This window comes from Enterococcus sp. DIV1283b, assembly GCF_051710965.1.
GTDB classification, from domain to species: Bacteria; Bacillota; Bacilli; order Lactobacillales; family Enterococcaceae; genus Enterococcus_B; species Enterococcus_B lactis.
Genome location: NZ_JBIOLR010000001.1, coordinates 2,215,001 through 2,227,144 on the forward strand (window position 1 = coordinate 2,215,001; position 12,144 = coordinate 2,227,144).

Below are 12,144 nucleotides of genomic sequence, written 5' to 3' on the forward strand. Positions count from 1 at the left end.
ACCTAAAGGTGTACTCCACAGCTTCGGTAATATGTTTAGCCCCGGTACATTTTCGGCGCAGGGTCACTCGACTAGTGAGCTATTACGCACTCTTTAAATGGTGGCTGCTTCTAAGCCAACATCCTAGTTGTCTGTGCAACCCCACATCCTTTTCCACTTAACATATATTTTGGGACCTTAGCTGGTGGTCTGGGCTGTTTCCCTTTCGACTATGGATCTTATCACTCACAGTCTGACTCCCGGATATGAATGAATGGCATTCGGAGTTTATCTGAATTCGGTAACCCGAGATGGGCCCCTAGTCCAAACAGTGCTCTACCTCCATCATTCTCAATTCCGAGGCTAGCCCTAAAGCTATTTCGGAGAGAACCAGCTATCTCCAAGTTCGTTTGGAATTTCTCCGCTACCCACACCTCATCCCCGCACTTTTCAACGTACGTGGGTTCGGTCCTCCAGTGCGTTTTACCGCACCTTCAACCTGGACATGGGTAGATCACATGGTTTCGGGTCTACGACTACATACTCAAACGCCCTATTCAGACTCGCTTTCGCTGCGGCTCCGTCTCTTCAACTTAACCTCGCATGCAATCGTAACTCGCCGGTTCATTCTACAAAAGGCACGCCATCACCCATTAACGGGCTTTGACTTGTTGTAGGCACACGGTTTCAGGTTCTATTTCACTCCCCTTCCGGGGTGCTTTTCACCTTTCCCTCACGGTACTGGTTCACTATCGGTCACTAGGGAGTATTTAGCCTTGGGAGATGGTCCTCCCGGATTCCGACGGAATTTCTCGTGTTCCGCCGTACTCAGGATCCTCCTAGGTGTCTTCCACATTTCGTCTACGGGGTTTTTACCCTCTTTGACTGACTTTTCCAAGTCATTCGACTATCTGAAAGAACTACCATATTGGAGTCCTACAACCCCAACAAGCAAGCTTGTTGGTTTGGGCTTTTCCCGTTTCGCTCGCCGCTACTCAGGGAATCGAATTTTCTTTCTCTTCCTGCAGGTACTTAGATGTTTCAGTTCTCTGCGTCTACCTCGAATGTGCTATGTATTCACACAATCGTAACATCCTATTAAAGATGCTGGGTTCCCCCATTCGGAAATCTCTGGATCATAGCTTACGTACAGCTCCCCAAAGCATATCGGTGTTAGTCCCGTCCTTCATCGGCTCCTAGTGCCAAGGCATCCACCGTGCGCCCTTATTCACTTAACCTTATCAACCTTGCGGTTGGGTTTTGATCCTTCTTCTAGCGATAGAAGTTAGATCAAGAAAATAAGCAATTGAACTTATTAAAAAACTCATTCAACGCGGTGTTCTCGGTTTGTATTACTTACATTTACTTCAAATATCCAGTTTTCAATGAACAAAAGTGTTTGAGAGTAAACCTCTCAAAACTGAACAAAGTAAAAACAAATTGTGTAGTCTCCGTAATATTCCTTAGAAAGGAGGTGATCCAGCCGCACCTTCCGATACGGCTACCTTGTTACGACTTCACCCCAATCATCTATCCCACCTTAGGCGGCTGGCTCCAAAAAGGTTACCTCACCGACTTCGGGTGTTACAAACTCTCGTGGTGTGACGGGCGGTGTGTACAAGGCCCGGGAACGTATTCACCGCGGCGTGCTGATCCGCGATTACTAGCGATTCCGGCTTCATGCAGGCGAGTTGCAGCCTGCAATCCGAACTGAGAGAAGCTTTAAGAGATTAGCTTAGCCTCGCGACTTCGCAACTCGTTGTACTTCCCATTGTAGCACGTGTGTAGCCCAGGTCATAAGGGGCATGATGATTTGACGTCATCCCCACCTTCCTCCGGTTTGTCACCGGCAGTCTTGCTAGAGTGCCCAACTGAATGATGGCAACTAACAATAAGGGTTGCGCTCGTTGCGGGACTTAACCCAACATCTCACGACACGAGCTGACGACAACCATGCACCACCTGTCACTTTGCCCCCGAAGGGGAAGCTCTATCTCTAGAGTGGTCAAAGGATGTCAAGACCTGGTAAGGTTCTTCGCGTTGCTTCGAATTAAACCACATGCTCCACCGCTTGTGCGGGCCCCCGTCAATTCCTTTGAGTTTCAACCTTGCGGTCGTACTCCCCAGGCGGAGTGCTTAATGCGTTAGCTGCAGCACTGAAGGGCGGAAACCCTCCAACACTTAGCACTCATCGTTTACGGCGTGGACTACCAGGGTATCTAATCCTGTTTGCTCCCCACGCTTTCGAGCCTCAGCGTCAGTTACAGACCAGAGAGCCGCCTTCGCCACTGGTGTTCCTCCATATATCTACGCATTTCACCGCTACACATGGAATTCCACTCTCCTCTTCTGCACTCAAGTCTCCCAGTTTCCAATGACCCTCCCCGGTTGAGCCGGGGGCTTTCACATCAGACTTAAGAAACCGCCTGCGCTCGCTTTACGCCCAATAAATCCGGACAACGCTTGCCACCTACGTATTACCGCGGCTGCTGGCACGTAGTTAGCCGTGGCTTTCTGGTTAGATACCGTCAAGGGATGAACAGTTACTCTCATCCTTGTTCTTCTCTAACAACAGAGTTTTACGATCCGAAAACCTTCTTCACTCACGCGGCGTTGCTCGGTCAGACTTTCGTCCATTGCCGAAGATTCCCTACTGCTGCCTCCCGTAGGAGTTTGGGCCGTGTCTCAGTCCCAATGTGGCCGATCACCCTCTCAGGTCGGCTATGCATCGTGGCCTTGGTGAGCCGTTACCTCACCAACTAGCTAATGCACCGCGGGTCCATCCATCAGCAACACCCGAAAGCGCCTTTCAAATCAAAACCATGCGGTTTCGATTGTTATACGGTATTAGCACCTGTTTCCAAGTGTTATCCCCTTCTGATGGGCAGGTTACCCACGTGTTACTCACCCGTTCGCCACTCTTCTTTTTCCGGTGGAGCAAGCTCCGGTGGAAAAAGAAGCGTACGACTTGCATGTATTAGGCACGCCGCCAGCGTTCGTCCTGAGCCAGGATCAAACTCTCATAAAAAGTTCGAACAATCTTGCGATTGTTAAGCTCAATTTGTTTGCTAGCATATTGCTTGCTTGTTAAAAATGTTTGTTGTCTTGAATTGAATCAAGACGCCCTACACATTTGGTTTGTCTTACTTTGTTCAGTTTTCAAAGGTCTACTTCATCGGAAGTGTTTTTCCGATTTGTTTTTGGCTGCCGTAGCAACTTTTATATCATATCAGAGTGACAAGTGATTGTCAACTCTTTTTTAAAAGTTTTTTCGATTTCGTTTTTCGAAATCTTTCGGCAACTCATTTATCATAACTTATCGTTTGTTATTTGTCAAGAACTTTTTTGAAGTTTTTTTCGATAGAATCAAGCTTCGCAAGCTGTTCTTTTTTAACGACTCAGTTATCTTATCATGTCATCATCAACATGTCAATAACTATTTTTTAAGTTTTTTCAGAAACGTGATATAACGTCCACTTCAGAATCAACGCTGTTAAATTTATCATGTATTTCTTCCTTGGTCAACTATAAATTAAGCATTACTTTGTGAAATGATTTTTCGCTCAATTATTATTATTCGTTATACAAACGTTTTCTACATATTTTGAAAACAAAATGCACTAAAAAATTATCTATAGCAGAACATTTCATTGTCTTTTTTGGATCAAACAATAAAAAAAGAAGTTTGAAAAAAATTCAAACTTCTTTGTTCGCTTAATCTGTATTTTAGAAGAAAGGCACTCCCTCTACTTCGTAAGTTCCAAGAACAGAGCGCATTTGACCTGGTTCTTCCCAAATATATCCTTCGCCTAATTCTTCTCTTTGATTCTTTTGTTCAGTCTCAAAGACAAACAACGGAACATTTTCCTGATTAATATGTGTATTTGTCAATTCCATCAAACTAATCTTGCTAACATCGATATGAACTATTTCTTTTAAGAAATTAAGTATATTCGCTAAACCAGTCTTCCCTTCAGAAAGTTCCGCTAACGCAAATTCCAACTTGTCATCAATTGAATGGACCAAAAATTTTTTAGAACCATCCTCCAAATGCAACATAATTGTACCAGCAACTCTTTTGCTTGCCAAAATTTCCACCTCGATCACCTTGTTCTATGGCTTACATAAAAATTCTAGCACATTTTCAGAAAAAATACACACTTTTTATTTCTTATTTTCTTTCCGTTCTAATTCAGATAACGCTTCTTCTATCCAAATAGGTAACTGCTCCGCAATAGTGGCAAAACCGATTTTACGATTTTTATTCGTGAAATATCTTTTTCTACGATAAGGAACAGCTGAATTTGTTTTTTCTAATGTTCTTAAAGATAAACTGATTTTTTTGGAATATTCATCAATGTCGATGATCTGAACGGTTACTGGCTGCCCGACTTTTAACAATGAATGGATATTTTTCGTATAACCGGATTGTACTTCCGAAACATGAATAAGTCCTTGCGTCTCATTATCAAGAGAGACGAATGCCCCATAAGGCTGTATCCCTGTTACTTTTCCTTCAATTATTTGTCCAATTTTATAAGTCATCTACTTCCCTCTCTTCGCATTTATCATTATACTGTAAATAGCGCAAAAAAAGAAGCGACGAAAATGACTGGAGGTATTGAGATGATCGAATTTGATAAAAAGATTTCAAGAAAAGATACAGAAAGTGTAAAATGGGATGCGATTGCCGAGACATATCAAATGGATGATTTACTTCCTTTATGGGTAGCAGATATGGATTTCTTATCTCCCGAGGGGGTAGCTAATGCGTTTAGTGAATACATCAAACACGGAATCTTTGGTTATGCCACTCTGTCTGATAAACTCTATCAGGCTATCATTCATTGGGAACGTCAACGCCATGCTGTTGAGTTGACGAAAGAAAATATTGTTTTTACAAGTGGTGTGTTGACTAGTTTAGCTGCAGCAGTACAAACTTTTACAAAACCAGGCGATTCTATTTTGATTCATGACCCAGTTTATCCTCCATTTTCCTCTATTATAGAAACAAATCAACGTCACATTGTTCGAAGCTCTTTGCTAGAAAAAAATAACCATTTTGTCATGGACTTTTCTGACATGGAGAAAAAAATAGAAGAAAACAATGTAAAAGCAATGATCTTGTGCAATCCTCATAATCCAGGAGGTCGCGTTTGGAGCAAAGAAGAATTGAAACAGTTAAGCGAATTGTGTTTAAAGCATCGAGTGTTTCTGTTTAGTGACGAAATCCATCAAGATTTGACTTTATTCGATCATACATTTACTTCCATGCTGACGATTAATCCCGATTTGGATGATTTGCTCGTTGCCTTTACTTCTGCAACAAAGACTTTCAATTTAGCTGCAATCAAAAATTCAATGGTATTTATCAAAAATCCAGAGCTGAAAGCTAAATTTGAAAAACATTTAGTGATGAATCAACAGCACGAAATCAACACTTTTGGTTTGATTGGGACTCAAGCGGCTTATGAGACTGGTGGAGAATGGTTAAGCCAACTGATTCCTTATCTAGAAAAAAATGTTCAAACAGTTAATCAGTTTTTTGAACAGCATCTTCCGAAAGTGAGAATCATGAGCCCTGAAGGAACTTATTTAATGTGGTTGGATTTTACCGCTTATATTTCAGACGACCAGAAATTAGAGAATACTCTAGTGAGAAAAGGAAAAGTCGTATTAAATCCTGGTATCACATTTGGTCCTTCCGGTCATGGACATATGCGCTTGAATATTGCTTGTCCAGAAGAGACTTTACTAGAAGGACTTCATCGAATCAAGCACGCTTTAGAAACAACTGAATAAATCAGTTATCAAAGTAAAAGGACGAGACCTTACTAGGTTTCGTCCTTTTCTATAAATACTCCGTATCATACCAAACTATTCTGAAATTTCGATTGTTTCAATCACTACGTCATGTACAGGTCGGTCTTGTGGACCACGTTGTACATTTGCGATTTCATCTACTGTGTCCATCCCTTCTAGTACATGTCCAAAGACTGTATGCCGGAAATCTAGCCAAGGAGTTCCGCCACCTTTATACGCTTCAATGATTTCTGATGGGAATCCAGCACCTTCTAATTGTCCAAGCATATTAGCTGGCACATTTGTGTTATTTACAATAAAGAATTGGCTTCCGTTTGTGTTTGGACCTGAATTTGCCATAGATAAAGCTCCGCGAAGGTTGAACAGTTCACGACTGAATTCATCTTCAAAACTTTCGCCATAAATACTTTCTCCACCCATCCCTGTTCCAGTTGGATCGCCGCCTTGAATCATGAAATCAGGAATAACACGGTGAAAAATCACGCCATCATAATAACCTTTTTTGGAAAGTTCAATGAAATTTTGAACTGTCTTCGGTGCTAGTTCAGGGAATAATTGAACAGTAATGTCACCACGGTTTGTTTTGATAACAGCTTTTGGTCCTTTTTCACTTTTTAAATCTAGTTGTGGGAATCCCATATTGTTTCCTCCTATTATTTGCATACTTCATAAATAATAATAACATAATACCTAACCTTCCGTAAAAATACTAGATTTGTTTTTCTTTATTTTTTTCATCACTGCCTGCATTCCATGAATAAATTCTATGACTGACCATTTCAACTTCAAATATTTTTGAGAAGCATTCTCAATTAAATTCTGCTATAGTGTGAAAAGGGAGGAATTTTTTATGGAAATCTATGACATTACAATTATCGGTGCAGGTCCTGTGGGGATGTTTGCCGCTTTTTATGCAGGAATGCGCCAAGCTAAAACAAAAATCATTGACAGTCTACCTCAACTTGGTGGTCAATTAGCAACATTATATCCTGAAAAATATATTTACGATATCCCAGGTTATCCAGCAATCAAAGCAAGTGAATTAATCGATCAATTAGAAAAACAGTTAACTACTTTTAACCATACATTTCATTTAAAAGAAGAAGTTCTCTCGCTTACTCGTGAAGACGAAGTTATCGAGATCACTACAAATAAAGGCATACATTATTCTAAAGCAGTCATTTTAGCTTTAGGAAATGGTTCATTCCAGCCAAGAAAATTGAATTTAGATAATGCTGAAGCATTCGAAAACCACGGATTGGATTATTTCGTAAATGATTTGATGAAATATGCCGGAAAAAAAGTTGCTATTGCTGGAGGCGGCGATTCTGCTATCGATTGGGCATTGATGTTAGAGCCTATTGCAAGCGAAGTTTACCTGATCCATCGTCGTCCGGAATTCCGTGCGCATGAACATAGCGTATCACGTTTGAAGTCTTCATCTGTCAACTTGCTTACTCCATATCTAATCGATGGATTGTCTGGCAACGATGGAGAACTGTCAGACATCCGCTTAAAAAAAGTAAAGAGCGATGAAACAATTGATTTGATGATTGATGCTCTGATCGTTAATTATGGATTCACTTCTAATTTAGAACATCTCTCTTCTTGGGGACTTGATAGTACCAGAAATGCCATCACTGTAAAATCAGATATGTCTACTTCTATTCTAGGTGTTTATGCAGCTGGTGATATCTGTACCTATGAAGGAAAAGTGAAACTGATTGCTACTGGGCTCGGTGAAGCACCTACCGCAGTGAACAATGCTTTACACTACATTAATCCAAAAGAACGGACTCAGCCTGGTCACAGCACAAGCTTATATGATAAAAATCTTCGTCCTAGTTGATTTTTTAGATTCCTCTGCATTTCAAGCGAGATCCGAAAGCAGTTTCTTGCATTTTTTTCATGTTCCGTTAACATGAAATAGAGAAAGAAAAATAAAGGGGGAGCAATAATATGGTCGTCAAAACTGAGACTTTAGAAGAAAAAGCAAGAGAACTATTGAAAGAACGTGGCGTGAGTATCGAAGATATCGCACAACTTGTCATGTTTTTACAAAAAGACTATATTTCTGATTTGACTTTGGCAAATTGTACTGAAAGTGTCAACAGCGTATTAACAAAACGTGAAGTACATAACGCCATTATCACCGGAATCCAATTAGATATATTAGCAGAAAAGAAAAGATTGATGGATCCGTTGCAACACATTATCGAAGATGACGAAGGTCTTTATGGTATCGATGAAATCTTAGCTTTATCAATCGTGAATGTTTACGGTACGATTGGCTTTACGAACTATGGCTATATCGATAAAGTGAAACCTGGTATTTTAAAAGAACTAAACAGCCACGATGGCGTTCATGTCCATACCTTCTTAGATGATATCGTCGGAGCAATCGCCGCTGCTGCTGCCAGTCGATTAGCACACAAAGAACCAGAAAAAAGAAGTCGACTTACTCAATAAATCAAAAAAAGAAAGAAAACGTCTATTTAGACGAGTTCTTTCTTTTTTGTTTGTTTCAAGCTATTTTTCCCTAAGAAAAGAAAAATAGCAAAAAATACTTCTAATACTACAAAGAACAAGATAAAGCTATGCATGAAAAATTCTTCTGGAAGTACATTGATGATTGGATCAGTCACAGGATCGAATAACCAGTCATCGTTGTTGAAAAACGTTTCATGAAAAAGGATAAAAAAGCGATCAAATCCAATCATCATGAAAAAACCGAAAATAACTGGCAGCAACATGCCAATCTGAAACGGACGAATCAATCGCCAAAGACGATTATTCTTTTGCAAATATCTGATAAACAAAATACTTGGGATCAGAGTGATGAAAAATACAGCATAATCCACTAAAAACAAAATTTTCACTTCATAAAAATGATGAGCTCCGCTAGCAGAAACTGGAAAGTCCGGCAAACTGAGGACTGTTTGGAAGGGATTATTAAGATAATTCATCAGGTGATCAAAATTTTTCAGTAATGTCTCTTGGTCTAAAGAAGTATAATCCAAAATATGCAAATGTCCGATATCAAATACATACAGCGGTCGAAAATTGATCGTCACTCCAACTGCCAAACTGATCAGCGTCAGAAACAGGCTGAATAATCCGGCATATTCCAACCACCGCCATCTCGAATTTTTCATATTAGAAGCTCCATTCATCCAATGATCGTTTCACATAGGTAGCTGGGATAGGCAGCCCAGGTACATCTTCTTCTTTTGTGAAACCTGATAAAACGAGCAAAGTATCGATATTATTACGTATCCCTGCTTGGATATCTGTTTCATAGTTATCTCCAACCATGATTACTTCTTCTTTTTGCAGACCTAATACTTCAACGGCTTTATCCATAATGATTGCTTCTGGTTTTCCGATATAAATTGGTGGAGTTTGGGTTGCTGTCTCGACGAAAGAGATGACTGACCCTGCTCCAGGAAGAAGACCTCGTTCTGTAGGGATATTCTTATCCGGATTCGTTCCAATGAAAGTAGCCCCTTTTTGAATAGCAAGAGTTGCTTTGACGACCTTTTCATAGGTCAAATAATTATCTAGCCCTACTACTACATAGTCAGGAACCTCTTCTTCCCATGTAAATCCGGCAGCTAAAATCAAGTCAATCAATCCGGCTTCTCCGATAACATACACTTTTTTTCCTTTTCCATCTGTTTTCATGAAATCAATTGTAGCCAAAGTAGCTGTATAAACTGTTTCTGGTGCTACATGAATGTCAAACTCATCTGCTAGACGATTAGCCACTGTTTTTGGCGACTTAGTCGTGTTATTGGTAACAAATAAGAAAGGCAATTTTCTTTTTTGTAATTCTTCCACAAACCGTTTTCCTGCCGGTATAGGTTCCGTCCCGCGATAAATCGTCCCGTCTAAATCAATTAAATATCCTTTATAGTCATTCATCCACTACTCTTCCCTTTTTCTTATCGTAAATGCTGTTTTTGTTTTTTCCACTTGATTAGATTGTTCTTGTTTTTTTACTTTTTCAGAGGTTTTTGCTGACTCTGTTTTTCGATTTTTAATAACCGGTTTTTTGCGATTAGATGTGACTGGTCCTTTTTTCTCATCGATATACGCACGATTATGGTTTTTTTTCTTTTTTCGGCGCTGAGTTGTCTTTTCTTTTTTACCGCCGATTCTTTCGATGACAAAATACGCACAACCAAAATTGCAATATTCGTAAAGATAGTCTTCCAATGAATCAATTCGCTGATCCGGATGCGCCCGTCGATTATCCGCTCGGAAGAATCCTTTTAAACGTAGTTGTTCATAACCCCAATCTCCTACGATATAATCATATCGGGCTAGTACATCACTGTATCGTTCTCCCAGTTTTTCTGCATTAAATCCTTCACGATAATCGGACACAAGCCGATAATGTCTTTCACCTACCAAAAAATTACTGTCATCTAACAGCATCACTAATTCACCTTTGACTTTTTCTGCTTTCGGCTCCTCGACGATTTCTTCCAAAGCAGCTGTCAATTCTTCTGTGACTGTTGTTTCCTGTTCAGCTGATGATTTTTTCTTAGCAATTTCTGTTTTATGCTCAACGTTCTGCTGTTCATTTTGTTTTGCAGACATGCGTTCACCACCTATCTTTTTTATTATACCTTGTTTTTATTTGATTGGGTAGTGAGCTTTCAAGTAATCTCCTACCACGCTTCGGATAAATTCAGGAAACAAAAATTCATTTTTTCCAACAATTTCGATCGTTGGAAAAAATGGGACAAACATTAGATGATCGACGGTAGTAAAAGTATAATTTTTAGTCGGATCGACTGGCTTATTCTTCCAAAAAACTTGATGGTTAACGGAGTCATACATGATTCCATTATAGACCATCTGTCCAAAAATCTTGCCGCGAAATCCCATTCCCTTCATCGGATAGTTACGTAAAAACTGACGATTTTTTTCTATTTCTAAAACTAAACGAATCAGATCATTTCCACCCAATGTGACATTCAGCAAGTGCATTGGATGCGGCAATGCCGTGTGAAGCTGATCCTGGTTGACCCGACCTTTTGGAATTTCAGTTAAAAGCAGACCACTGTTTAATATTGCGGCGTCCGTCTTTCCTCGTTCTTTCACCGCCTCAAGGGCTACTTGGATAAACGAATGCTCACTGAAGATATCTAGGCTTAAAGAAAACGGCAAATCCGCTACTTCTTTTTCTTTTAGCAGCTCATGCCCCTGTTCTAAGTAACCGTTTACTTCTTGTTCATCTTCTGTAAAAGCTGTCATTGTTTCTGTAGGGATGGCTTTGGCCGAATGCTTAAGGATTTTTTTTTCTTCATCGATGGATAAATGGACTTCTCCTACATACTGACCGTATTTGCCAGCTGCTGCTATTTGGACATCGTTGACTACATGACCTTCTCTGAATAAATGATGGGTGTGCGAACCTAAAATAACATCAATTGCTGGTATTTCTTTTGCAATTTGTAAATCATCTTGAATCCCGAGATGACTCATCAAAACTAAAACATCCACTTGTGGACGTAAATCTTCGACTAATTCCGGCAAAATATCATATGGATTGCGTATGTCCCAGCCATTTGGATTATACGTAAGCGGGAACGGGGCAGTAAATGCAATCAAGCCAATTTTTGTCTGGTTTTTCGTTGTAATGATTTTATACGGTTTCGTCCATATCGGTGGCTGCAACGTATTTTTATCGAACAAGTTATCAAGGATGATATCAAACTCAGCATGATCATATAAATGGTTTAGATCTTCTTTGGAATTTCCTACGCCTTCATTGTTTCCTATCGTCGCTGCATCATAACCAACTTCATTCATCAGCAAGATATTCGCCTGTCCATTCGTTGCCTCTGATAATGGATGCCAACGATCCACAAAATCACCTAGATCGACTGCAATCGTTGTCGTATTTTCTTTCTTTTCGTTTTCTCGTTTACGCTGATCTAAGAATCTTCTGATCCTTGGCCAATTTTCTAAATGTGAATGCAGATCATTCGTATGTAAAATCACTATTTTTTCCATGTGTCCTCTCGCCTCTCTTTATCTTCATCATACCACAGGCAGCTTTTTCTTCCATTGAAACAAGCTCCATTTCAGAGCTTTTCCTGCCTAAAAGCAAATTACATAAGTATAATATTCGATAAAATAGTCTGGCTAAAAGAACGAAAAACTATTCAGTTTTACAGCCTAATTATTTCTAGAAATAAAAAAAAACAGACCCGAAAGTCTGTCGTCGTTTCATTATAATCAGACACATGGCGGAACCTGCTTAGTGCTGCTTCCTTCCAGACCTGACACGCTTCACAAGCCCACCATTGTCCTAGCCTTTCGGCAAAG

10 protein-coding genes, 2 rRNA genes and 1 other RNA gene (1 of these 13 running past the window's edge) are annotated in these 12,144 nt (G+C 40.0%); 3 read left to right on the forward strand and 10 right to left on the reverse strand.

Annotation, left to right across the window (positions count from 1 at the left end; translation table 11 throughout):
- The 4 genes from IGJ53_RS10915 to IGJ53_RS10930 form a co-directional block, all read right to left on the reverse strand.
- Positions 1-1,217, reverse strand: a 23S ribosomal RNA gene (locus IGJ53_RS10915) (it extends 1,698 nt beyond the left edge of the window).
- A 229-nt stretch (positions 1,218-1,446) separates the two neighbouring features.
- A 16S ribosomal RNA gene (locus IGJ53_RS10920) occupies positions 1,447-3,007 on the reverse strand.
- Together the 16S and 23S rRNA genes form the textbook arrangement of a ribosomal RNA operon.
- Positions 3,008-3,705: 698 nt before the next feature.
- Positions 3,706-4,068, reverse strand: coding sequence for a hypothetical protein (locus tag IGJ53_RS10925; RefSeq protein WP_002310196.1), 363 nt, complete (start codon positions 4,066-4,068; stop codon positions 3,706-3,708).
- 75 nt (positions 4,069-4,143) lie between these two features.
- Positions 4,144-4,524, reverse strand: coding sequence for a CvfD/Ygs/GSP13 family RNA-binding post-transcriptional regulator (locus IGJ53_RS10930; protein ID WP_010733008.1), 381 nt, complete (start codon positions 4,522-4,524; stop codon positions 4,144-4,146).
- A 63-nt stretch (positions 4,525-4,587) separates the two neighbouring features.
- On the opposite strand from IGJ53_RS10930, the gene IGJ53_RS10935 reads away from it, so the two are divergent.
- On the forward strand, positions 4,588-5,781 hold the full coding sequence (locus IGJ53_RS10935) for a MalY/PatB family protein (RefSeq protein WP_195670355.1): 1,194 nt from the start codon (positions 4,588-4,590) through the stop codon (positions 5,779-5,781).
- A 75-nt stretch (positions 5,782-5,856) separates the two neighbouring features.
- Here IGJ53_RS10935 and IGJ53_RS10940 read toward each other — a convergent pair whose 3' ends face one another.
- Entirely contained in the window at positions 5,857-6,441 is a 585-nt protein-coding gene (locus IGJ53_RS10940) for a peptidylprolyl isomerase (protein ID WP_002290993.1), read from the reverse strand.
- A gap of 211 nt (positions 6,442-6,652) precedes the next feature.
- On the opposite strand from IGJ53_RS10940, the gene IGJ53_RS10945 reads away from it, so the two are divergent.
- Positions 6,653-7,651 (forward strand): NAD(P)/FAD-dependent oxidoreductase, encoded by a 999-nt coding sequence (locus IGJ53_RS10945; protein WP_010733006.1) that lies wholly within the window; start codon positions 6,653-6,655, stop codon positions 7,649-7,651.
- A gap of 110 nt (positions 7,652-7,761) precedes the next feature.
- Positions 7,762-8,271, forward strand: coding sequence for a phosphatidylglycerophosphatase A family protein (locus tag IGJ53_RS10950; protein ID WP_010733005.1), 510 nt, complete (start codon positions 7,762-7,764; stop codon positions 8,269-8,271).
- 26 nt (positions 8,272-8,297) lie between these two features.
- Here the strand turns inward: IGJ53_RS10950 and IGJ53_RS10955 are convergent, their stop codons facing one another.
- From IGJ53_RS10955 to ffs, 5 genes are all read right to left on the reverse strand, one after another.
- Positions 8,298-8,957 carry a TIGR01906 family membrane protein gene (locus IGJ53_RS10955; protein WP_010733004.1) on the reverse strand — a complete coding sequence of 220 codons (660 nt, stop codon included), beginning with the start codon at positions 8,955-8,957 and terminating at the stop codon, positions 8,298-8,300.
- Between the two features lies 1 nt (position 8,958).
- Entirely contained in the window at positions 8,959-9,726 is a 768-nt protein-coding gene (locus IGJ53_RS10960; protein ID WP_010733003.1) for a TIGR01457 family HAD-type hydrolase, read from the reverse strand.
- A gap of 3 nt (positions 9,727-9,729) precedes the next feature.
- Entirely contained in the window at positions 9,730-10,407 is a 678-nt protein-coding gene (locus IGJ53_RS10965; RefSeq protein WP_259742321.1) for a YutD family protein, read from the reverse strand.
- A gap of 36 nt (positions 10,408-10,443) precedes the next feature.
- On the reverse strand, positions 10,444-11,829 hold the full coding sequence (locus tag IGJ53_RS10970) for a bifunctional metallophosphatase/5'-nucleotidase (RefSeq protein WP_259742320.1): 1,386 nt from the start codon (positions 11,827-11,829) through the stop codon (positions 10,444-10,446).
- Positions 11,830-12,047: 218 nt separating this feature from the next.
- Positions 12,048-12,134, reverse strand: an RNA gene (gene ffs / locus IGJ53_RS10975) — signal recognition particle sRNA small type.
- Positions 12,135-12,144: the final 10 nt, after the last annotated feature.